Source organism: Nitrospira sp. KM1, from assembly GCF_011405515.1.
Lineage (GTDB): Bacteria > Nitrospirota > Nitrospiria > Nitrospirales > Nitrospiraceae > Nitrospira_C.
In genome coordinates, this window is sequence record NZ_AP022671.1 from 1,072,754 (window position 1) to 1,098,338 (window position 25,585).

The window sequence follows — 25,585 nt, forward strand, 5'->3', positions numbered from 1 at the left end:
CCGCTAGATCATCATCGACTGCCCCATGGGCTGGCCGATCATGTCACCCATGGCGACTACAATTTTTCTGGGCCCTACGAACGGATCGCGTGCATGGGCAACCAGCATGTTGTCCAACATCACGATGTCGCCCTCCTGCCAGGGGAACCGCACCGCGGTTCGTTCGTACAGCGCGCCGATTTCATCGACGATGGCATCGTCGATAGGAGAACCGTCTCCGTAGTACACGTTGCGCGGGACGGAATCTTCGTCGAGCATCGACAACAACGATTCGCGCACGGCCGGTTCGAGGCATGACACATGGTGAAGTTGAATCTGGTTGAAGAACACGGATTCCCCGGTCACAGAGTGCTCGATCACGGCCTTGCAGACCTGCCTGGTGCGGAGCACATCACGCTCCAGCCACTGACAGTCCATACCGTTTTCTGCACACAACCCCTCGACGACCGACTTGTCGGACGTCCGGAAGAAATCCTGCCACCGGACATCGACCCCCGGCACGAAATTGCGCACATACATGAGCTGCTTCTCGCGCAGCCGGTCACGTATTTCCGGACGGAGCCCCCGCAGCATGGCCCTGCAATCAACGAGAGGCGTCGCACCGCCTTCCACCGATGCTTGCTGACAGAAAAAGAACTGTCTCTGCGGCCAACGATGCATGTGGGAGCTTTCGTTGTGAAACAGGATCGCCTTATCGGACGGGTATGGCGTCGAGCCATAGACGTGCCGGCCGCTCTTCTCCCGCGGCAAGTCTCCGTATTCCCCGAACAGTTCGTCGCACACCGCCTCGGCCACGCTTTCGAAATCTCCCGCCGTTCGTATGGCGAAGCCGCGAAATAAGAGCGCTCCGTACTTCAGGAGTTCTTCGCGCAAGCGAGACCTGTTTTCGCGAGCCCATCCGGCAAGATCCACGTCATCCACGGCCGGACTGAACATCAAAGGGAGAGGATGCGCATCTGAGAGCAGACGACTCGCGACCAGCGTCCGTTGCGACAGATTGACGGCTTTCGGTTTGATGCGTCTAAGCCGCTGGAGCTTGAGATCGCTCTGTTGTTTGCTCTCCATAGCGCGTGATTCCTTTTCTTTCTCGGTGAGTAGGTCGAATGAATCTATCCCGGACTCCGGGGCCCGTCCGATGTGCGAGAGCAGCGTGACGAATTGCGTCGACATGCGGATGATCGTGTCAGGTTCGAAGAGATCCCGGCTGAACTTCCACACACCCTCCAACCCTTCGCTGGTTTCCTCCATGAAGAGGCCCAGGTCAAATCGCGAAACGTCATGCTGGAACTCAAGCGCCTCGACGGTCATGCCGGGCAGTTGGAAGACCGGCGGCGGCACGTTCTGCAGGACCAACAGTACTTGGACGAGCGGATTGCGGCTCGTGTCTCTGACCAGCTTCAGCGCTTCCACGATTTTTTCGAAAGGAACGTCCTGGTGGGCGTACGCGCCCAGCGCCGTGTCGCGCACCCGTTCCAGGAGCGAGACGAAGGAAGGATTACCGCTCAAGTCCGTGCGCAGCGGCAGCAGATTGACGAAGAATCCGATCAGACGTTCGGTTTCGGCACGGTTGCGATTGGCTACGTCGGTGCCGACCAGGATATCCGTTTGTCCACTCTGGCGGGACAAGAACACTTTGAACGCCGCCAGCATGGTCATGAATAGCGTCGCCCCGTGACGCCGGCTCAACCGTTTCAATTGCCCGGCAATCTCAGACGGCACCTGAAACGTCACTCGGCCACCGTGGTACGTTCGCCGGTCAGGCCGAGGATGGTCTGTCCGCAACTCCAGCTGTGGAGGGTTGGACCCCAGACGCTGTCTCCAATAGTGCACCTCCCGTTCGAGCACGTCGCCCTGCAGCCAGCGCCGCTGCCAGGAGGCGAAATCCGCATACTGCACCGGCAGGACCGGCAGGTCGGCCAATGCATCATTCAATGCGAGGTCCGTCCCTTTACCTGCGTCGAGCCCCGCGTAAATCGTCGCCACCTCTTCCGTCAAGAGCGCCAGCGACCAGGCATCGGCCGCAATATGATGGATGGTCACGAGCAGGACGTGTTCCTCCATACCGGTCCTGACCAAAGTGGCGCGGATCGGCAGCTCCCCTTCCAAACTGAATGGGCGGACGGCCTCCTCTTCGGCCAGATGCCTTACGGCTTCGCCCCATTCCTGCTCGGGCAAGCCGGACAAGTCCTCGTCCGTCATGGCGAAGGTCTCCGGCGGAACGACGGCCTGAAACGGGGCTCCGTCCGAGGACGGGAACGTCGTCCGCAAGGTCTTGTGGCGACGTATCACTTCCAGAATACTTCGCTCCAAGGCGTCTCGATCGAGCGCACCTTCAAGGCGAAGCGCAAAGGGAAGATTGTAGTTGCCCTTTTCCGGATCCATTTCCGAGAGAAACCAGATCCGCTGCTGAGCAAAGGACAACGGGGCCTGCGCTGATTCCACCATCGGCACGAGCGGTGGCGCGGCTAACTGCTCGCCATCTGCCAAGGCCCGGCCGATCGCGGCGGCAAATTCACCGACGGTCGGATGATCGAAGAGGCTGCGGAGCGGAAGTTCGATCTTGAATGACGCGCGGACCCGTGACATGACCTGCGTGGCCATCAGTGAATGCCCGCCCAGTTCGAAAAATTGGTCTTCACGGCCGACGCGGTCCATTCCGAGAATCTCCCCCCAGATGCCGGCCACGAGATCTTCAGTCGGCGTGGCAGGCGCTTGAGTCTCCGACACCGTGCGATCGTTCTCCGGTTTCGGAAGCGCCTTCCGATCAATCTTTCCGTTGGGGGTGAGCGGCAAGACGTCCAGGAAGATCACGGCCTGTGGAATCATATAGTCCGGCAGGGTCCGCTTCAGGAACCGCCGCAGTTCGTCGGCCGTCAGCTCTCGTCCGGCGACGACATAGACAGCCAGCTGCCGGCGGCCCGGCTGAATTTCCACCACCATCGCGACGCATCGCTCGACATCCGGATGCTGCGCCAACCGCGACTCGATCTCGCCTAACTCAATGCGAAAGCCGCGAAGCTTAACCTGATGATCCCGCCGGCCGATGAATTCCAGTGTTCCATCCGTTCGATATCGGACCAAATCGCCCGTCCGATAGAGCCGCGTCCCGGATTCCCGCCCGTATGGATCGGGCACGAATGCCGAGGCGCTTCTTGCGGGATCATGCAGATACCCGCGACCGACTGCGATGCCGCCCACACACAGCTCGCCGGCCACACCCGCCGGAACGAGATTGAGCTGCGGATCGACCACGTAGAGTCGAACCCGGTCTATCGGCCGGCCGATCGACACGCGTGTCTCACTGTCGTCCGGACTCTCCCTCATGCAAGCCATCGCCACGTCGTCGGAACATTCCGCCGGACCATACGCGTTCATGAGCGGGATCTGCGCATAGCGGGCAAACCATTTGCGGCACAGCTCGGGTGAAAGCGCCTCGCCTGTCGGCAGCAGCCACCGCAGTCCGTTCAGTTTCTTCCCGTCGCTTTCCAGCATTCCGGCAAGCAACGACGGCACGACTTCCAAGATCGTGACGCTCCTGGCGACCACTTCAGCCTGGAGCTGCTGCGGATCGCGTACGACCTCGTCCGGGATGATCTGCACTCTGGCACCACACAACAACGGAGTCAGAAACTGCCAGATCGAAATGTCGAAACATTGCGACGCCGTCTGACCGATGACGTCGGACGGCGAAAGCGCCAGCATCGGAATCTTGCTGAGCAGATGGTTGAGCATGCCTCGGCTTTGGACCATCGCGCCCTTGGGAACGCCGGTCGATCCGGAGGTATAAATCACATATGCAAGCTGATCCGAGTTCGCCGTCGGCAGCGATGGATTTTCGGCGAATGGCCGCTGCCGTTCGATGGTTTCGACCGTCAAGACGGTCGGTCTCGACTGCTCCGGCAACCGCGCGACGACCGAAGCGATCAGGTCGGCATGCACGTCCGTGGTCAACACGACCTGCGCACGGCTGTTCGCCAGCACTTCCACAAGCCGCTCCTGCGGATGATGGGGATCGAGCGGAAGATAGGCGCCACCGGCCTTCAATGCCCCGACGATCATCGACAACAGGGCGAGCCCTCGCTCATCAAACACCGCCACGATGCTGTCCGTCCGGATTCCGGCTCCAAGCAGCGAATGGGCGATCCGGTTCGCCGCACGGTTCAGACCGTTGTAGGTGAGCGTCTGATCTCCGCATTGAACCGCCAGGGCCATCGGCGTCTTCACCACCTGAGCTTCGAACAGCGCGGGAAACTGTGCCTCCGCCCAAGGCTCCGGTTCGTGGTTCCACTCTTCGAGCATCCGGTGAATTTCGCGGTCGCCGAGCATCGGCAATGAATGCAGCGGCGCCTCAGGGTTCGCTGCCATGGCTTCGAGCAACGTCTTCAAATGCCCCGCCATGCATTCCACTGCGGCGTGGTCGAACAAGCGGCGATCGTAGGACAACCGCACGCCCATCGTGTCGCCGGGATACCCGACCACGGTCATGGGGTAATTGGTGTGAACACGATCTTGATCGTATGAAACGGTCCTGTCGGCCCGTTCCTCGCCAAGGCGGGCGTCCTTGGGAGCATTCTCAAAGACCATCAGGCTTCGGAAGAGCGACTGTCCGGGTGGAATCTCGCTCCATTGTTGAATGCTGACCAACGGAGCATATTCGTACTGCCGGATCCGGTAATTTTCGGCCAGCACGTGCTTGAGCCAGCCCATCAGCGACGCCTGCGGAGAAACGGTCAGACGAAGCGGCAGCGTGTTGATGAACAATCCGATAATGCCTTCGATGCCAGGCAATTCCGTCGGCCGTCCCGCCACGGTGACGCCGAAAAGAATCTGCTCATCGCCGCTGTAACGGCTCAGCAACAGAGCCCATGCGCCCTGGAGAAAGGTGTTCGGCGTGATCTGATACCGCTGCGCCAGTTCTTTCAATCGGACAGACACGTCCGGCGACAGCTCCATGAAGACGTCGCCGACCGAGGCCCCCGCTCCAGATTGATCGGGATCGACGCGCTCGATACCGAGCGGGGTCGGAGCAGCGAAACCCGCCAGCTCGTTCCGCCAGAACCGCTCGGCGGCGTGCTGATCCTGTCGTTGCAGCCAGGCAATGTAGTCTCTGTATGGGGCGGGCGCAGCCTGTTTCAGCTCCCGGCCTTCGACGAAGGCTTCGTAATATGCCAAGAAGTCCATCATCAGCAGGGAGAAGCACCAGTCGTCGGTCAGAATATGGTGAAAACTCCGCACGATGGCATAGCGGTCCGGCCCGCGTCGAACCAGGCGCATGCGCATCAGCGGCGCTCGGGTGAAATCGAGCCCTGCGGCCAATTCCTGTCCCATCACTTCCGTCATCTTGACCCGTTGCTGCTCTTCATCCAGATGCGTCCAATCGAGATCCTCGATGACCTCGGCGGCGTTGACGTTGCGATGCACCGTCTGGAGCGGTCGCTTGAGATCCGTCCACATGAACGAAGTCCGCAGCATCGGATGACGGTCGATGACGCACTGCCAGGCGCGGCCGAATGCGTCCCGATCGAGGCGGCCGTCCCACATGTAGAATTGCTGCATGAGATAGATGCCGGAGCCGGGATGCATCAACGTGTGGAACAGCATGCCTTCTTGCATCGGCGACAGCGGATAACAGTCTTCGATGCCGTCCCAATCCTTCCGTAGAGGCGCAAGCTCGGCCGGCTCCAATCCAGTCAGCGGATACAATGGAAGCGCGGGAGTTTCGCCCGACTTCTGAACGGGAGAAGACTCGCCGGATGGAGAACTGCCGTTTTCCTCCCCTTCGTGGGACGCTGATGCAGGCGCCGGTGGAAGGGATTTCTGTTCGGCAGTTTTCGTCATGCTCGCCGTGGCGGCGGCCGACGCCACGGTCTGATGTTCGAATAATTGCTTCGGCGTCAGCTTCACGCCTTTCTGGTTTGCTCGCGCAATCACTTGGAGCGTCCTGATGGAATCCCCGCCGAGAGAAAAGAAATTGTCGTGAACGCCGACCCGCTCCACCTGCAGCACATCTTTCCAAATTCCCGCGAGAATCTCCTCGGCGGGCGTGCTTGGCGCCACGTACGCAGGTTCAGGCAATGATGCCTGCATCGGCGGCTCCGACAGCGCTGCGCGATCCAGTTTGCCGTTGACTGTCAGGGGAAACGCATTCAGCCGTACGATCGTCTGCGGCACCATATAGTCCGGAAGCTGGCGGGCTAGATCGGAACGCAAGGCATGTGGATCGACCTCCGAATTCCCCGTCACATACGAAACGAGCTGCCGGGTTCCATCCGCCGCCTCGCGAACGAGCGTCACCGCCTCATCGACCGCCGGATGTGCCCGGAGGCGGGCATCGATTTCTCCCAACTCGATGCGAAATCCTCGAATCTTGACCTGGTGGTCGACACGACCAAGAAATTCTATTGCTCCGTCGGCTCGATACCGTGCCCGATCACCCGTGCGGTACGCGCGCGCTCCCGGTTCCGTCGCGAAGGGATCCGGCACGAACCGCTCCGCCGTCTTGTCTGATTGTCCGAAATACCCGCGCGCAACGGTGTCTCCGCCGATATACAGTTCACCAGGGACGCCGGCAGGCGCTAATTGCAGCGCCGCATCCAACACATAGGCCCGTGCAAACGGCAATGGCCTGCCGATCGGAATGTCGCGCTCTCCACCGTTCTCGCTGCTCAAGAGATGCGTCAGTACGCCGACCGTCGTTTCCGTAGGTCCATAGTGATTGACGACGGCACAGTCCGGGGCGAGTGCTTTGATACGCGCCAACAGATCACGGCGTACCGCCTCGCCGCCCAAAATCAAGCAGCGCTTCGGCAACACCTTTTCCGGATGTTCGGCATGCAACAAGCCGCTCAGATGGCTCGGAACGATCTTGAGAACCTCGACACCTTGTCCATCTATGTAGGCAGCCATGGCATCGGGGTCGAACGCGTGATCGGCTGATATGACATGAAGCGGACGACGGGAGCAGAGCGCACCGAATAGAGCGGTATTGCCCAGGTCCGCCGCGACGGTCGAAACCGCGGCCATCCCCACGCCCTCCGGAACATTCAAACGCTGCAACACTCCGCGCACGTATGCCGCCACCTGACGATGCTCCACGGCGACACCCTTCGGCCGGCCGGTCGAGCCGGACGTATAAATAATGTAGGCAAGATTCTGCGGACCGGCGGTATCCGCAGGCGCGCGATCGGACAGCTCCGCAATCACTTCGGCCTCTCGGTCCACCAGAACCAGCTTTTCGGCCATCGCCGATAATCCCTCGGCAGACTTGCCGTCACTCAGCACCAGACGCGATCCGCTATCCTCGATCATGTGCGCCAACCGATTGACCGGATAGGTGGGATCGAGCGGCACGTAGGCCCCCCCGGCCTTGAGCACCGCTATGATGGCGATCACCAAATCCAGCGAGCGTTCGAAACAGAGCGCCACTGGCTCGTCTGCTCCGACGCCGCGCGCGCGGAGATATTGCGCCAGGCGGTTCGCCCGCCGGTCCAATTCCCGGCGCGTCAGGCGCTCGCTGCCGGTGATGACCGCAATGGCCTCCGGAGTTTCCTCCGCAAGCGCGGCGACTACCCGGTGGATGCACGTCGTCTCGCCGAGTGACTCCCGATTGGCGGTCTCCCATGCCTGGAGCTGCTTACGTTCCGCATCGGTGGCAAGAGGCAGGTCGCACAGCCGCGTTTCCGGTGACGCGATGATGTTGTCCAACAGCGCTTCCAGACGGACGAGCAAGTCCGACATGGCGTCGTGTGCAAACCGTCCGCACTGATACGACACGATGAACTGCATATCGATTCCAGGCTCGATCATGAGAGAGAGCGGATAATTGTTGCGGCCCGACGTCAGCGCATACGCGTCGCGCGATGATCCGGATGACAGCGCTTCCACCGTCACGGGGAATGTCCCATCCTGATCCGCGGCCGGGTAACTTTCGAAGACGACCAGACTGTCGAACAGGGGTTGTCCGTTCGGAATCTCACTCCATCGCTGGATATCGGCAAGCGGCGTCCATTCATATTGGCTGAGCCGGCTGTTCCGGTCTTGCAGATCACGCAGCCAATCGGTCAACGGCATCTCCTGGCGAATCGCTACACGGACGGGCAGAGTGTTGATGAACAGGCCGATCATTTCATCCGATCCGGACAATTCGGCAGGACGGCCGGACACCGTGGCGCCGAACAGGATGTCGGTGGAACCGCTATACCGATGAAGCAACAGGGACCAGGCTCCCTGAACGATCGTATTGACCGTGAGCCGCAGTCGCTTCGCCAGCGCATGAAGGGCGGCCGTGCGCGTTTCCGTGATCCTCCTGGATTGCTCGGCGAATGGCCGCGCTTCAGGCATGGTTCCCGAAGCCGGCCCATCGAAACTCAACGGGGTCCGGCTCTGAAATCCCGCCAGGCTCTCTCTCCAGAACGATTCGGCTTCGTTCATGTTCCGTTTGCTGAGCCAGGCAATGTAGTCACGGTAGGGGCGCGGAGAAGATAACTGCACCGCCGCTCCTCGTTGTTGCCCTTCATAGGCGGTCAGCAAATCTTTGAGCACCAGGGCCAGACTCCAGCCATCCACGATCAAATGGTGATGACTGTTCACCAGTATCCACTCTGCAGCCTGCACGCGTATGAGTTGCAGACGCATGAGCGGCGCCATGAGCAGATCGATACCGGCCGTGCGGTCCCGATCCAGGAGAGCGTCAAGCTTCTGCACATGCTCGGACGCAGGAATCGCCGTCCAGTCGTGCCGTTCGATTCGAACATCGGCATGGCGTCGAACAACTTGCACGGCCTTGTCCAGGTTTTCCCACGCGAACGCAGTTCGCAGGACTGCATGGCAGTCGACCACTTGCTGCCAGGCACGCTCGAATGCCTCGATGTCGAAAGGGCCCTTGAGTGTATAGCGATACTGATAGAAATATGGGTCGGCGCCGGCGTCCGTAATCCGGTGGAAGAGCAGTCCCTGCTGGAGCGGGGACAAATAATACATGGCCTCTATTCGAGGTTTGTCTCGCTGCTGTTTATCTTGCATGGCTCTGTTCCATTTTTTCCAGAATGGCATCCAATGCACCTTGCTCGATTGCCACGTCCGGAAAATCCGAAGGTGTATACCCCCCGGCTTCCTCCGATGAGCAGTGCGCGATCAGTGCGCAGAGGTTGCGTTGATAAGAAGCGGCCAGGGATTCTATCGTCGTGCGGCGATACCGTTCGCCGCCGTACACCCAGGTCAGTCCCAACCGCCCGTCCACGATCTCGGCTTGGAGGGTCAGTTCATACCGCTGCGGATTCGACGGCGCGTGTTCTGTTCCGGGAGAATCCTGGCAAAGGGAGAAGAAAGATTGTGCGGGCGTGCCTTGATCGATCTGCCCCAGATAATTGAAGCAGAGCTGTGAGGGCGGATGTGTGCGCAATTCCGCGGCCTCCGGCATCTTCGACAGGTAGTGAAGCACTCCGTAGCCCGTACCCCGTGAAGGAATATCTCTGAGCTGCTCCTTGACGTCTTTCAGAACGTCTCCCAAGGACCCCTGCGGCAGTCGGAGAACAACGGGGAAAATGCTGGTGAACCAGCCAACCGTTCTCGAGACATCCACATCGCCAAACAGTTCCTCGCGACCATGACCTTCCAGATCGAGGCGCAGATGGTCCCGACCCGTCCATTCGGCAAATGTCTGAACCAGCGCTGCGAGCAGCACGTCTGAGATCTGCGTCTGATAGGCGGCGGGCACCTCCCGCAAAAGCGCCGTCGTATCTTTTTCCGATAACGACGACGAAACCGCTTGGGCCTGTCGTTCATCCTTGATGCCGGCCGGATCATCGACCGGCAGAGGCAGAGACAGTCCCTGTTGCGGCCTCGTCCAATAATGCAATTCTTCCTTGAGTCGGTCCGACTGCGCAAAAGCCTCCAGCCGTTCCGCCCAGTATTTGACGGACGTCGTTTTGGGCGGAAGCGAGATGATCTGATCACCGTGCTGCTGCAAATAGGCGTTTTGCAGGTCTTCCAGGAGAATCCTCCATGAGACGCCGTCTATGACCAGATGATGGGCAACCAGCAGCAGCCGCGGCGGTCGCGCCTTTCCTAAATCGAAGACGGCCGCCTTGAAGACCGGTCCTTCACTGAGATGCAGGCTGCACTGGAAATGTTCAGCGGTCTGCTCGACCGCTTCGGCTTCGCCTCCCGCAGGGACGTCGGACAGATTCACATAGCTGAGGACCCGCGTGCTGTCTTCCGCCGGCAGAATGTTTGCGGCTTGGCTCGATGCCGTCATGAACCTGGTCCGGAGACCGTCGTGTTGTGCGAGCACCTGTTCGATCGCCGGCTCTAAGACCGCGCGCTCCGGTACTTCCCGCATAGTGACGAGGATCGACTGGTTCCAATGATGAGGATGCGGCCAGGCTTGTTCGAAGAACCACCGTTGCGCCGGGGTCAGCGGTGTCGTTCCTGTCACCGCTCCCTGTTCGGCCTCAACCTGTGGAGTCTGATCCTGCTTGTCGTCCACCATGCGCGACAGTTCGGCCACGGTCTGATGCTGGAACACATGACGAGGAGTTAGAGATAGACCGGCCTCGCGCGCACGTGAGATCACTTGGAGAACCAGAATCGAATCGCCGCCGAGTTCGAAGAAGTTGTCGTGGCGGCCGACCTGCACAAGCCCCAGCACCTGCGCCCAGATGGCGGCCAGCCGCGCCTCCGTCTGCGTCGCCGGCGGCTCAGAGGCCGTCGCCCGCCCCGCCTCCGGCGCCGGGAGCGCCTTGCGATCCACCTTCCCGTTCGGACTCAACGGCAGCTGCTCCAGCGCGATGATGACCGCCGGCACCATGTACTCCGGTACGCGCTGCGCCAAGCCCTGCCGGAGGGTGGCTGTCTCTCCAGCCCCCGCTCCCGTCACATACCCCACCAGCCGCTTCGTCCCCGTCGCCTCCGTCCGCACGACCACCACCGCCTCGCGGATGCCCGGCTGCGCCAACAGCGCCGCTTCGATCTCGCCCAGCTCGATCCGGAACCCGCGGAGCTTCACCTGATGATCGAGCCGCCCCAGATACTCCAGCGTGCCGTCGACCCGCCACCGCACTTGATCGCCCGTCCGGTACAGCCGCTGCCCCGGCTGCGCACCCAACGCATCCGGCACGAACCGCTCCGCCGTGAGCCCCGGCCTACCGTGATAGCCCCGCCCAACTTGCTCCCCCCCAATGTAGAGTTCACCCGCGACGCCGACCGGCACGGGATGGATGTGCCGGTCCAGCACATAGATCTGTGTGTTGGCGATCGGCCGCCCGATCGGAATCACCGCCGGCGCCGGCACCGGACACCTCCATGCCGTGACGTCGATCGCCGCTTCCGTCGGCCCGTACAAGTTATGCACGGTCGCCCCCGGCAGCACCGCCTGCGCCCGCGCCACCACGGCCGCCGGCAACGTTTCGCCGCTACAGACGATCTGCCGCACGCTCGTGCACCGCTCCACCCCCGCCGTCTCCACCAACGCCTGCAGCATCGGCGGCACGAAGTGCAGCGTAGTGATCTGGTGCGTCACAATCCGGTCGATCAGCCGCGCCGGCTCCTTGTGCTCCCCCGGCGCCGCCAGCACTAATTCCGCACCCACCATCAAGGGCCAGAAGAATTCCCATACCGACACATCGAAGCTGATCGGCGTCTTCTGCAGTACCCGGTCGGCTGCCGTCAGCCCATAGGCCTCCTGCATCCACTGCAGCCGGTTGCGGAAGCCCCCGTGCGTGTTCCCCGCCCCCTTCGGCTGCCCGGTGGACCCCGACGTATAAATCAGGTAGGCCAGCTGCTGGTCCGCCCATACCCCCGGCGGCGCACTCGTCGGATAGCCGGCCCACTGCGCCCGGTCGCGATCCAGGCACAGCAGCAACCCCGTATACGGCAGCTGGGCTTGCCACGCGGCCTGCGTCAGCACCACCGGCACGGCACTATCTTCGAGCATGTAGGCCAGCCGCTCGGGCGGATAGCTCGGATCCAGCGGCACGTAGGCGGCCCCGGCCTGCAGCACCCCCAGCAGGCCCACCACCAAGTCCAGCGAGCGCTCCATCGCGATGCCCACCAGCATCTCCGGGCCCACGCCCCGTTCCCGCAAGGCCCACGCCACTTGGTTCGCCTGCGCGAGCAGCTCCGCATAGGTCAATGTCGCGGCGTCCAGCCGCACGGCCACCGCCTCCGGCGTCCGCGCCGCCTGCGCCGCAATCTGCTCCGGCACCGCCCCCCGCTCCGCGTACCGCCGCCCCGTCGCATTCCACCCCGCCACCACCGCCGCCCGCTCCTCCCGCCCCAGCACCGCCACCGCCGCCAGCGATTGCTGCGGCTTGGCCACGACGGACTCCAGCACAGATTGGAAATGCTGCGCCATTCTCGCGATCGTAGCCGGCTCGAAGAGATCCGTGTTGTATTCGAAGAATCCGGTCAGTCCAACCGGTCCGCCGGCTGACCCGCCAGGTTCGAGCGTCATTTCGAGCGAGAGATCGAACTTCGCGCTGCCCGGATCGATCTCCAGCATTTCGATCTTCAGATCGGGAACCTCCAGCGTTTGGCGTCCCAACGTCTGCAAGGCGAACATGACTTGGAATAAAGGAGAGTGGCTCAAGTTGCGCGCCGGACGCAGCGCGTCGACGACATGTTCGAACGGCACGTCCTGGTGGTTTTGAGCTCCCAATACCACCTCGCGCACGCGTTCGAGCAAGTCGACAAAACGCGGGTCTCCACTCAAGTTTGTTCTGAGGACCAGCGTATTGACGAAAAATCCGATGAGCTCTTCCACTTCGAGGCTCGTTCGATTCGCCACGGGAGTACCGATCGACAGATCGGTCTCACCGCTGTACCGGTGCAGAAGAAGTTGAAATGCCGCGAGCAACGTCATGAACAACGTGGCCCCATGACGCCGTCCGAGGACCTGAAGCTCCGCAGTCAGTGAAGGAGGCACGGTGAAGGCATGGCGGGCGCCACGGAACGTTTGCACCGCGGGACGCGGAAAATCCGTGGGCAGCGACAAGAGCGCCGGCGCACCGGCCAATGTCTGTTTCCAATAGTCCAGTTGCTGCTCGAGGACATCTCCCTTGAGCCAATCGCGCTGCCAGCGGGCATAGTCGGCATATTGGAGGGCGGGTGCCGGCAGACCGGCGGCACGGCCGGCCGCCAGTTCGACATACGCAGTGATCATTTCAGACAAGAACAAATTCAAGGACCATCCGTCCGCAATGGCATGGTGAAACGTCACGATCAAGACGTGCCGCAAGACACCCCGATGGCCTTCGAGTTCAAACAGACGGGCACGCCACAATACCCCGCGCTCCAAATCGAATGCCTGCTGCGCCTCGTCCGTAGCCAGCCTTTGTTCGCACGCTTCAAGCGATTCATCTTCTGATCGGCCGACGGCAACGGTTTCGAACGGAATCGGCGCCGTTTCCACAACCACCTGGACGAGTTGTCCCTCGATCGTCGTGAACCTCGCCCGCAATATGTCGTGACGGCCGACGACGGCTTCAAACGCCCGTCTGAGCGCTTGAACGTCGACATGACCTTCGATACGGACGCCGAACGACAAATTGTAGAACCAGCTTTCCGGATCGAGTTGAGCGAGAAACCACAGCCGCTGTTGCGCGAACGACAATGGCGCCGGTCCGCTTCGATTGGTCGCCGTCAGCGGAGGAGCGGCCCTTCCGGCTCCCTTCGCCCGTATCTCGTCGACCACGAGCGCCAATGCCGATACCGTTGGACATTCGAAGGCCGTCCGGAGCGGCATGTCGATCTGAAACGTGCTTCTGATCCGAGAGACAACCTGCGTGGCCAGGAGGGAATGGCCGCCGAGCTCAAAGAAGTTGTCTTCCACGCCGACCCGCTCGGCTCCCAGAATGTCGGCCCAGATACCGGCCAGCAATTCTTCCGTAGCGCTGCGCGGTGGGACATATCGTGCGGCAGCCAGTTGTTCGGCATCCGGCGCCGGCAGCGCTGCCCGATCCACTTTCCCGTTCGGCGTGCGCGGCAGTGTCTCAAGCGTGACAAAAATCGCCGGCACCATATAGTCAGGCAACTGCGCTTGCAGCGCCGCCTTTACCTGTGCGATGTCCAGTAGCTGTTGATCGTACCCGGCGACGTACGCGACCAGCCGCTTGTCTCCCGGCCGGTCTTCGCGGACGATGACGGCGGCTTCGCGAACCGATGGATGCGCGTCCACATGAGTCTCGATCTCTCCCAGCTCGATGCGAAAGCCGCGGATCTTGACCTGGTGGTCCAGACGTCCCAGATACTCGATCGTGCCGTCGCTCAGGTAGCGGGCAAGGTCGCCTGTGCGGTAGAGGCGCGCTCCCGGTTGGCCGCCAAAGGGATTCGGCACGAACGATTCCGCCGTGCGCACACAATCCCGTAAGTACCCTCTGCCCACACCGACTCCACCGACGCACAACTCACCCGGCACTCCGGGCGGAACGAGCGCCAAAAACCGGTTGACGATGTATAGGCTGATATTCTGAATCGGACGTCCGATGGGTATCTGGTTCACATCGCTTGCGGGCATCGCATCGATGGCGTGAACCGCGACGTCGTCGGCGCATTCCGCCGGCCCATAGGCGTTCATCAACGGTATTTCCGGATAGCGCGCGAACCACTGGCGGCAGACGGAAGGCGGGAGCGCCTCTCCGGTCGGCAACACCCACCGTAGATGGGACAATTCCGGAGCTGAAGGCGAGTCATCCGCCAGATCCAGCAGCGCCTGCAGCACCGCCGGTACGGCCTCGAACAGGCTGATGCGGGCGTTTTCCAAATGGGGAAGCAGCCGCGCGGGCTCGCGGACGATATCGTCGGGAATGACGTGCGTCCTGGCCCCGCACAGCAGCGCCGTCAGCAACTGCCAGACGGAAATGTCGAAACATTGCGATGCCGTCTGCGCCAGGACGTCGGACGATCCTATTCGAAGTGAGCTCAGCTTGCTTTCCATGTTGTTGAGCATGCCCCGCTGCGTCACCATCGCACCCTTTGGCACGCCGGTGGAGCCGGAGGTGTAAATGATGTAGGCGAGTTGGTCCGGCCGGGTTGGCCGTTCCGGATTCTCATCGACGCCCTGTTGCGACATAGCCTCGGTAAGCGAGAGGACTGCCGGTCTTACTGATTCGGGCATAAGGGTCAGCACGCGCTCGAGCTGAGCCTTGAGGCGGCCGGAAGTCACGACGACCGGGACGCCGCTCAGTTCCAGCACTCGCGCCATGCGTGAATCGGGATACCGGGGATCGAGGGGCAGATATGCGCTTCCGGCCTTGAAGATGCCGAGGATCATCGTCACGAGATCCACTCCGCGTTCGTCGAGCACCGCCACGATGGTATCCTGTGCAACACCGGCCGCAATCAGGGAAGAAGCAATCCGGTTCGCACGCCGGTTCAACTCGGCATAGCGAAGCGGCTCTTCTCCCTCGCAGCTCACCGCAATTGAGTCCGGCGTGCGGCAGACCTGTGCTTCGAAGCGTGCCGCAAAATTTCTCTCGTCCGTCCCGGCGGCCGGCTCCGCATTCCATTCCGTGAGTAGTTTTGTGGTCTCGTCGGACGCCAGCATCGGCAATTCCCCGATCCGGGCGTCCGGTTTGGCAATGATCCCTTCCAGCAGGCGCTTGAGATGCCCGATCATCCGCAGCACGGTGCCGGAATCGAAGAGGCGTCGGTCGTACGACAGCTTCAGTCCCAATTCCCTGCCGGGCCAGCCCATAACCGTCATGGGATAGTTCGTGTGAACCCGATACTGTTCTTCTTCGGCGCGGAACATGATCCGGCCTTCGCAGAGGGCGGGATCCACCGGCGCGTTCTCGAAGACGAAGAGACTGTGAAAGAGCGCCTCGCCGCGCGGGATTTCGCTCGAACGCTGGATCCGCACGAGTGGCGTGTACTCGAATTGCCGCAGCCGGACGTTCTCGGCCAGCAGATCTTTCAGCCACCCGAGGACGGGACAGTCCTGAGCCACCGGCACCCGCAGCGGCAATGTATTGATGAACAATCCCAAGACCGATTCGACGCCGATGAGTTCCGTGGGACGTCCCGCCACCGTCACGCCGAACAGCACATCGCGCTCGCCGCTGTACGCGCTCAGGAGAATCGCCCAAGCCCCTTGCACGAAGGTGTTGGGCGTCAGCCGATGCTGTTGTGCCAGCGCCGTCAATCTGGCCGTCATGGCCGCGCTGAGATGCAGACAATGGTCGGCCGCGTCTTCGTTCTGATCCGCTAATCCTTCCGGAGCCCGATCGTAGGCCAGAGGAGTAGGCGTGCGAAAATCTAGGAGATAGTCCCGCCAAAACGTATCCGCCGCATCCATGTCCCTCGTCTGCAGCCATGCGATGTAATCGCGATAGGGGCGCGGAGCCTCTGCTTCACAGGCACGGCCCGCCGCGCACGCCTCGTAATGCGCGAGAAAATCCATGAGCAAAGGGGAAATGCACCATTCGTCCAGAAGAATATGGTGAAAGCTGTGCACGAATTGCCAGGTTTGGTCCGTCAGCCTGATCAAGCGCAGCCGCATGAGCGGCGCCTTGGCAAAATCGAATCCGCTGTGCAGTTCGTCCTGCAGTATTGCATCGAGCCTGACGATTTGTTGTTCACGGCATTCGCCACGCCAATCCATCACGTCGAGCGGCACGTCGACGGCTTTATGAACCGCCTGGAGCGGACGCTTCTGGCTTTTCCAGACGAACGAGGTCCGGAGGATCGGATGTCTGGCGATGACCTGCGCCCAAGCCCGCCGGAACACATCGGGATCGACATGGCCTTCCACGTAGTACCGGTTCTGCATGAGATAGATGCCGGTCCCCGGATTCATCAGGGTGTGGAACAGCATGCCTTCCTGCATCGGAGACAGCGGATAGATCGCCTCCAGGCTCTTCGCGGCATCGGTCTTTTTCGTCTGCGGCGGCTCGATCGTCTTCACGCGTTCTCCTATCCGATCTCGTTCAATAGATTTTCCATCTCGTCGTCCGACAATTCGACGTCCGCGATACCGGATGGCGGTCTGTCGGAAACAGGCATGGCTGTGGGCGCAGCCAATACCGCCACCGCAGCCGCCGATGCGATGGTGGGCTGTTCGAAGAGCTGCTTCGGCGTGAGTTGGATGCCGTCGCGGTGAGCCCTGGCGAGAATCTGCAGGCTGTTGATCGAATCGCCGCCGAGTTCGAAGAAGTTGTCGTGGCGGCCGACCTGCACAAGCCCCAGCACCTGCGCCCAGATGGCGGCCAGCCGCGCCTCCGTCTGCGTCGCCGGCGGCTCAGAGGCCGTCGCCCGCCCCGCCTCCGGCGCCGGGAGCGCCTTGCGATCCACCTTCCCGTTCGGACTCAACGGCAGCTGCTCCAGCGCGATGATGACCGCCGGCACCATGTACTCCGGTACGCGCTGCGCCAAGCCCTGCCGGAGGGTGGCTGTCTCTCCAGCCCCCGCTCCCGTCACATACCCCACCAGCCGCTTCGTCCCCGTCGCCTCCGTCCGCACGACCACCACCGCCTCGCGGATGCCCGGCTGCGCCAACAGCGCCGCTTCGATCTCGCCCAGCTCGATCCGGAACCCGCGGAGCTTCACCTGATGATCGAGCCGCCCCAGATACTCCAGCGTGCCGTCGACCCGCCACCGCACTTGATCGCCCGTCCGGTACAGCCGCTGCCCCGGCTGCGCACCCAACGCATCCGGCACGAACCGCTCCGCCGTGAGCCCCGGCCTACCGTGATAGCCCCGCCCAACTTGCTCCCCCCCAATGTAGAGTTCACCCGCGACGCCGACCGGCACGGGATGGATGTGCCGGTCCAGCACATAGATCTGTGTGTTGGCGATCGGCCGCCCGATCGGAATCACCGCCGGCGCCGGCACCGGACACCTCCATGCCGTGACGTCGATCGCCGCTTCCGTCGGCCCGTACAAGTTATGCACGGTCGCCCCCGGCAGCACCGCCTGCGCCCGCGCCACCACGGCCGCCGGCAACGTTTCGCCGCTACAGACGATCTGCCGCACGCTCGTGCACCGCTCCACCCCCGCCGTCTCCACCAACGCCTGCAGCATCGGCGGCACGAAGTGCAGCGTAGTGATCTGGTGCGTCACAATCCGGTCGATCAGCCGCGCCGGCTCCTTGTGCTCCCCCGGCGCCGCCAGCACTAATTCCGCACCCACCATCAAGGGCCAGAAGAATTCCCATACCGACACATCGAAGCTGATCGGCGTCTTCTGCAGTACCCGGTCGGCTGCCGTCAGCCCATAGGCCTCCTGCATCCACTGCAGCCGGTTGCGGAAGCCCCCGTGCGTGTTCCCCGCCCCCTTCGGCTGCCCGGTGGACCCCGACGTATAAATCAGGTAGGCCAGCTGCTGGTCCGCCCATACCCCCGGCGGCGCACTCGTCGGATAGCCGGCCCACTGCGCCCGGTCGCGATCCAGGCACAGCAGCAACCCCGTATACGGCAGCTGGGCTTGCCACGCGGCCTGCGTCAGCACCACCGGCACGGCACTATCTTCGAGCATGTAGGCCAGCCGCTCGGGCGGATAGCTCGGATCCAGCGGCACGTAGGCGGCCCCGGCCTGCAGCACCCCCAGCAGGCCCACCACCAAGTCCAGCGAGCGCTCCATCGCGATGCCCACCAGCATCTCCGGGCCCACGCCCCGTTCCCGCAAGGCCCACGCCACTTGGTTCGCCTGCGCGAGCAGCTCCGCATAGGTCAATGTCGCGGCGTCCAGCCGCACGGCCACCGCCTCCGGCGTCCGCGCCGCCTGCGCCGCAATCTGCTCCGGCACCGCCCCCCGCTCCGCGTACCGCCGCCCCGTCGCATTCCACCCCGCCACCACCGCCGCCCGCTCCTCCCGCCCCAGCACCGCCACCGCCGCCAGCGGCGCATCCTCCACCTCGGTCATGCCGCGGAGAAGCATATGGACATGCCTTGCCATCCGTACGGCGCCGTCGTGTTCGAAGCGGGATTTTTGATACCAGAACGACAACATCAGCTCGGCGCCCGGCATGACGTTCACCGTCAGCGGATAGTTGGTCTGCCCGTGCAACTTCACCCGTTCGACGTACAGATCCGAGATCCCTTGCTCCAAGGTTTCATCCATCGGGTGATTGTCGAAGACGATCAGACTGTCAAACAGCGACTGGCCGCGCGGCACGTCGCTCCATGCCTGGATGTGCGCAAGCGGTGTGTGTTCGAACTCTCGCAATTCGCTGTTACGTGTGAGCAACTCGCGGAGCCATGCGGACAGCGTGAGAGCCGGAGGCACTCGAACACGAAGCGGCAACGTATTGATGAACAGTCCGACGGCAGTTTCGATGTCCGGAATATCAGCCGATCGACCGGACACGGTCGTACCGAACAAGACGTCCTCATCGCCGCTATACCGGCTCAGCAGCAGAGCCCAGGCGCCTTGGATGATCGTATTGACCGTGACTCGATGCCTCTGTGCGCATGCGCGGATGCTGGCGGTCGTCTCCGCCGAGATCGTGACCGAGACGGTGCCGCAGGCGCCCTCGCCGGAGGACTGTTCGGTGACCGTCTTGCCTCCCAACGCCGTCGGCGCGGTGAATCCCTTCAACGTGCGGCGCCAGAACGTTTCCGCAACCGAGCGGTTCTGACGCGCGAGCCAAGCGATGTACCGGCGATACGGGATCGCCGGAGCGAGCGATGGTTCTGCTCCGAGCTTTGCGGCCTCATAGCACTGGAGCACTTCCCTGAGAATGATCGGCAAACACCATCCATCCATGAGAATGTGATGATGTGTCCACAGGACATCGTGCATATCCGGGGCGGTGCGGACCAGCGTGATCCTCATCAGAGGCGGGCAGGCGAAATCGAAATCAATGCGACGGTCCTCCTCCAACAGTTGCTGAAAACGCCGGCCCACTTCATCGGCAGGCTCATGCGCCCAGTCCAATTCGGTCCACGGCAGCTCCGCGGCCGGCGCGACAACCTGAACGGGTGTCGTCCCCTCGCGCCAAAGAAATCCGGTGCGCAACACCGCGTGCCGTGCGATGGTCCGCCGCCATGCGTTGCGAAACTCCGCCGCGTTCAACGTTCCGCATAGACGGCAGCTGAACTGTTCGATATAGACGCCGGACCCAGGAGCGTACAGGCTGTGAAACAGCAGCCCTTGCTGCAGATGACTCAAGGGGTAGGTTGTTTCGAACTCCGGATACGCCGCCCGCACCATACCGAGCGCTTCCTCATCGACCGAAGGCTGATCCTCCGGCACCTCTCCGATAGTGAAAGCGCTCGCACCCCGTTGCGGCTGAATTTCAGCAAGCCGATGCGCCAACTCAGCCACAGTCTGCGCTTGAAACAGACAGCGCGGCGTCATGGAAAGGCCGGCCTGTTTGGCCAGGTTCACAACCTGCAAACTGAGGATGGAGTCGCCTCCGAGTTCGAAAAAGTTATCGTCGATGCCGACACGGTCGAGATCGAGCACTTCCGCCCAGATGCGGGCGAGCGCCTCCTCGCCGGCCGTTCGCGGGGCCATGTAGACACGCGGCTCTTCCTTGGCCGGCGCCGGCAGCGCCGCCCGATCCACTTTTCCATTCGGCGAACGCGGCAGCGCATCGAGCGGCACAAAGCAGGACGGAATCATCGCCTCCGGTAAATGGAGACGAAGCGCGGTGCGCCACGCATCATCGGCCTTCTTCTGTGCCGACGACGCGACCACATAGGCCGTCAGCCTCTTGCGGCCGGAGGGCTCGTCGCGGAGTACGGTCACGGCGTCGTCGACACCGGGAATCTCGCGCAGTCGCGCGTCGATTTCACCCAGTTCGATGCGGACGCCCCGCAATTTGACTTGATGGTCCAAACGGCCGATGAATTCCAGATTGCCGTCGGCACGGAGCCGTACGAGGTCGCCGGTTCGATAGAGGCGCGCGCCCGGCTGACCACTGAAAGGGTCCGGCACGAACGATGCCGCTGTCCTGAAGGGATCGCGAAGATAGCCGCGTCCCACTGCGACGCCGGCAATGCACAGCTCGCCGGGCACACCAGCAGGAACCGGTGTGAGCCACTTATCGACAACGACGAGACGGACGTTCCTGACCGGCCGGCCGATGGGAACCGCCGCCCCGGCCGTCGGAACGGACGTGATCTCGGCCATGGCCACGTCGTCGGCGCATTCGGCCGGGCCGTAGGCATTCAGCAGCGGGACGTCGGGATACCGCTCGATCCATGCACGACACACCGAGGCGGCAACGGCTTCACCGGTCGGCAGCATCCAGCGTAAGGCAAGAAGCCGGACCTCAGCGGACTGCTGGGCGGCTGCGAGCATCTCCTGCAGCAAAACGGGAACCGTTTCCGCAACCGTCACTCCCGACGTATCCAAACAAGCCAGCAGTGCCGAGGGATCACGCGCGACGTCGTCTTTCACGATCAGTGTCCTGCCTCCGCAGAGCAGCGCTGCAAGACACTGCCAAACGGAAATATCGAAGCAGGCCGACGCCGTTTGCGCGATGACGTCGCTGTCGGTCAGTTTCAGCATTTCGAGCTTGCTCAGGAGATGATTCATGAGCGCCAACTGTGTGACCATCGCTCCTTTGGGAATACCGGTCGAACCGGAGGTGTAGATGACGTACGCGAGTTGGTCAGGAGAGGAGCGGCGGCGTGGATTATCCCACTGGACAGGTTGCGTGCTTTGCACCGCAACCTGTTCGATGGTGAGCACCTGCACATCGACCCGCAACAGATCGGGCGTCGCGTCCATGAATCGCGCCCGGTATTTTTCGTCGGTCAACACGACCACTGCGCCGTTGGATTCCAGGTACTCGTTCCAGCGGGCAGGCGGGTGCGAAGGATCGAGGGGCAGATAGGCCGCGCCGGCCTTCAACACGCCAAGCATCATCGTGAGCAACGGCAGATCGCGATCGGTCAGCACGGCCACGACCGAATCGCCGCCGACTTGGTGGTCCATCAACGCCCGCGCCACGCCGTTCGCCTCGCGATTGATCGCTCGATAGGAAATCGTTCGCCCGTCGCACTCCACCGCCACATTCTCCGGCGTATGCTCGACCTGCTGCTCGAAGAGATCAGCAAACGTGGCGTGTGCAGGCGGAACGACCGGTCCGATGAGAACGGTCTCCCTGCGTTCCGGTTCGGTCAGGAGAGAAAGCTCCGTCAACCGTGTGCCGGGTGAAACACCAATGCCCTCCAGCAGGCGCAGAAAATGATTGCCCATCCGGATGATCGTCGATTCGTCGAACAGGTCGGTGTTGTATTCAAATGTCCCTTCCAATCCTTGCGCCGTTTCCGTCATATCGAGGGACAACTCGAACTTCGCTGCGGCCTGATCGACCTCCGTGATCTCGGCCTCGACACCGGGAATCCGGATGGCATCCGAGAGGGCGGTCTGGAGCACGAACATGACTTGAAACAGTGGAGAATGGCTGAGTGCACGGGCCGGCTTCAGCACCTCGACCAATTCCTCGAATGGAAGATCCTGATGCGACTGTCCGCCTACGACAACGTCCCGTACGCGCCCAAGAAGGACAGAGAACGGTGGATTGCCGGCGAGGCTCGTCCGGAGCACCAGCGTGTTGGCAAAGAACCCGATGAGGTCTTCCGTTTCTCGCCTGGTCCGGCAGGCGACGGGAGTTCCGACACAGATATCCTCGATGCCCGTGTACCGGGACAGCAGCGTCTGAAACGCGGCCAGGAGCACCGTGAACAGCGTCGCGTTCTCCTGTCTGCCAAGCTCCCTCAACCTCATGGCGATCGGAGCGGGCACGATGAACGTATGCCGGCTGCCCGCCGACGTCTGAATTCCTCCGCGCGGCCGATCAGCCGGAAGTTCGATGACCGGCAGTTCACCTTCGAGCTGATTCTTCCAGTAGCTCAGCTGTCGTTCCCGCACATCCCCCTGCATCCAGCGCCGCTGCCAAGCAGCATAGTCGGCATACTGAATCGGCAGCGGTGGCAACGGCGAGGCAGAGCCAGCCCGCATGGCGGGATACAAGGCGGAGAGTTCGCGGGCAAGTATCTGAGCAGACCATCCGTCACAGACGATATGGTGCAGAGTCAGCACGAGCACGTGATCGTCGGACCGAATGGCAAACAGGCAGGCCCGCATGAGCGGACCTTGCTGCAGATCGAACGGGCGGCGCGCCTCTTCGGATGCCGCATCTTCAACCGCTTCCTTGGTTCCGGCAATGGGAACCACCCGGAGATTGATTCGGATGTCCGGTGCGATGATCTGGACCGGCTCTCCCGCTTCGTATGCGAAGGTGGTACGCAACACCTCATGCCGCTCGGCGATGGCGTTGAAGCACTTTTCCAGCGCCGCCCTGTCAAGGATACCCCGGAGCCGGACCGCAATCGCGGTGTTATAGGATGCACTCTCCGGTTCGAGCTGCGACAGGAACCACAACCTTCGTTGCGTAAAGCTCATCGGGAACACGTCGTGATCCACGGTCACTGCATCGTGTTCACCCGCACCGCTGCTTCCTGTGTGAGGTGTCACCGACATGGATGCTGCGCTCCATAGGGTTCGGCCATGGCCACGAGAATTCGTCTCGGCCCCTTGAACGGCATCCGTCCGTGGGCCGTCAGCATGTTGTCGAGCATCAGCACGTCTCCTTTACACCACGGAAATCGCACCGCCGTCCGGCGATAGACGTCACGGACTTCGTCGAGCGTCTCGGTTTCGATCGGACTGCCGTCGCCGAAGTACGCGTTGCGAGGCAGGTCCTCTTCGCTCACTGCGCACAGCAACGCTTCTCGAACCAACATTTCCAAATTTGAGATGTGGAACAGGTGCGCCTGGTTGAACCAGACCGATTCTCCTGTCTGCGGATGGACCGCGACCGCCTGCGCGATCTGTTTAGTCCGGAGTTCCCCGTCCTCTTTCCATTCATAGAGGATGCCGTTCTGACGGCAAAACGCTTCGACGGTCTTCCGATCCGTCGTATTGAAGACCTTCTCCCACGGGACATCGAGCCCGTTACCGTAGTTGCGCACATACATCACACCCTTGCTGATGAACCGGTCGCGGATCGGGGGCGGGATCAACTCGAAGACGCGGCGGCTGTCGGCAATCGGCGTGTCTCCGCCTTCGGGAGACGCCTCGGCACAATAGAACCAAATCTTCATCGGCCACTCGGTCGTGTAGGCCATCTCGTTGTGCAACGGGATGGATTGATGCGGCGGATACTCCGTGGAGGTGTAGATCTGGTTTTGGACTTGGGAGCGCGGGGTCGAACCGAAATCATAGGTTGACAGATCCCGGCGGACCGTCCTGACGACGAACTCGAAGTCTTCGACCGAAGCTACGGGAAAATTGCGGAACAGCACCGCGCCCGAACCGGACAGCAGCGTCTCCGCTGAACGTGCAATGACGCCGGCATAGTCCCGGAGCGGCCGCACGGACTTTGGTGTCACGGCCGTCGGAAGCCCCTCTCCAGGAAGGAGCGGACCGGTTTCATACCACTGTGTGCCGGTCGATTCAGTTGTCGTGTCTGTGTCCTCAATCGGTGCGGTCTCAGGCTGAGTGTTCATAGTGACACCTCTTCGTTGTTCTCAGGAGACGCCGCCGGATGCCCGTGCACACAAGCGTCCCATTCTCCCCGATCATATGGGGCAATCGGATTGCGGCAAGAAACGCGGCAACGACTCTCAGCTCACCGGCTCATCACACCTGTGCCGTTGCTCTGGTGCAAACCAGCGAGAGAGCATCCAGCACCGCCGTCTGCGAACTCCGTACAAAAAAATGGTCGCCCTGGAACATGGTCCATTCGAATGATCCGTTGGTATGCCTGCGCCAGCCTTCGAGCTTGGCAAAATCGACTTCCCTGTCATCCATCCCACCGAAACAGGAAATCGGACAGTCGAGCGGCGGTTCCTCCCTGTACTCGTACGTATCCCGAAGCGCGAAGTCGGCGCGGAGCACCGGCAGCAGCAACTGCATCAGTTCCGGATGTTCCAACACCTCCTTCGGGGTGCCGTTGAACCGCCGCATGTGCTCCAGAAACTCAGCGTCCGGAAGATCGTAGAGCAGTTCGCCTATCGACGATTGGGGCGCCGGACAACCGGACACGAACAGATGGACCGGCTCGAAGCCATAGCGCCTTCGCAATTCCCGCGTGAGTTCGAACGCGATCAGCCCGCCGATGCTGTGGCCGAATAGGACGATCGGCCGGTCGAGGACACCCGTGATCGCTTCGGCAAGCTCATCGACCACGTCCCTCAAATCACGGATCGGTTCCTCCTTCATGCGGCCTTCACGGCCCGGCAACTGTACCGCGCATAATTCGATGTTCGATGGAAGTTCCTGCGCCCAGGACCGGAACATCGCCGGTCCGCCTCCCGCATAGGGAATTCCGACGACGCGCACGCCTTCTGCGCGGCGGCAGGTGACGATCCATGACTGCCGACCGGCCGTGGTCAGCATGATGCCGCCGTCTTCGCGGCCTGTTCGGCCATCCATTTGCGCAAGCTCAACGGCCGCATGTCCGTCCATACGTCCTTGATATAGGCGAGGCATTCGTCCTTGGGTCCCGTCTTGCCTGCGTCCCTCCAGCCCAGCGGGTTCTCTCGGTAGGACGGCCAAATGGAATATTGTTCTTCATGGTTCACCACGACTTTGTAGATCGTATTGTCTTCGCGTTCGTCCTGGCTCATGACTC

General features: G+C 62.0%; 6 protein-coding genes. All 6 read right to left on the minus strand.

Going from position 1 to position 25,585, the window contains the following annotated elements; translation table 11 throughout:
* Positions 1–3: 3 nt before the first annotated feature.
* The 6 genes from W02_RS05065 to W02_RS05090 all read right to left on the minus strand — a co-directional run bounded on the left by W02_RS05065 (position 4) and on the right by W02_RS05090 (position 25,580).
* Complete coding sequence (locus W02_RS05065) at positions 4–9,051, minus strand: non-ribosomal peptide synthetase (protein WP_232068653.1); 9,048 nt, start codon at positions 9,049–9,051, stop codon at positions 4–6.
* Entirely contained in the window at positions 9,011–16,900 is a 7,890-nt protein-coding gene (locus W02_RS05070; RefSeq protein ID WP_173045409.1) for a non-ribosomal peptide synthetase, read from the minus strand. Before W02_RS05070 ends, W02_RS05065 begins: the two co-directional genes overlap by 41 nt.
* An 8-nt stretch (positions 16,901–16,908) precedes the next feature.
* Entirely contained in the window at positions 16,909–23,430 is a 6,522-nt protein-coding gene (locus W02_RS05075) for a non-ribosomal peptide synthetase (RefSeq protein ID WP_173045411.1), read from the minus strand.
* Complete coding sequence (locus W02_RS05080) at positions 23,421–24,458, minus strand: TauD/TfdA family dioxygenase (protein WP_173045413.1); 1,038 nt, start codon at positions 24,456–24,458, stop codon at positions 23,421–23,423. The genes W02_RS05075 and W02_RS05080 overlap by 10 nt, the downstream gene beginning before the upstream one ends.
* A 133-nt stretch (positions 24,459–24,591) precedes the next feature.
* Positions 24,592–25,386 carry a thioesterase II family protein gene (locus W02_RS05085; RefSeq protein ID WP_232068654.1) on the minus strand — a complete coding sequence of 265 codons (795 nt, stop codon included), beginning with the start codon at positions 25,384–25,386 and terminating at the stop codon, positions 24,592–24,594.
* Entirely contained in the window at positions 25,344–25,580 is a 237-nt protein-coding gene (locus W02_RS05090) for an MbtH family protein (RefSeq protein WP_173045415.1), read from the minus strand. Before W02_RS05090 ends, W02_RS05085 begins: the two co-directional genes overlap by 43 nt.
* Positions 25,581–25,585: the final 5 nt, after the last annotated feature.

What these genes read in the sequence shown, in the direction of transcription:
- W02_RS05065 (WP_232068653.1), bottom strand. Translation starts at nt 9,051, where the DNA reads ATGCCATTCTGGAAAAAATGGAACAGAGCCATGCAAGATAAACAGCAG.
- W02_RS05075 (WP_173045411.1), bottom strand. Translation starts at nt 23,430, where the DNA reads ATGTCGGTGACACCTCACACAGGAAGCAGCGGTGCGGGTGAACACGAT.
- W02_RS05080 (WP_173045413.1), bottom strand. Translation starts at nt 24,458, where the DNA reads ATGAACACTCAGCCTGAGACCGCACCGATTGAGGACACAGACACGACA.
- W02_RS05085 (WP_232068654.1), bottom strand. Translation starts at nt 25,386, where the DNA reads ATGGATGGCCGAACAGGCCGCGAAGACGGCGGCATCATGCTGACCACG.
- W02_RS05090 (WP_173045415.1), bottom strand. Translation starts at nt 25,580, where the DNA reads ATGAGCCAGGACGAACGCGAAGACAATACGATCTACAAAGTCGTGGTG.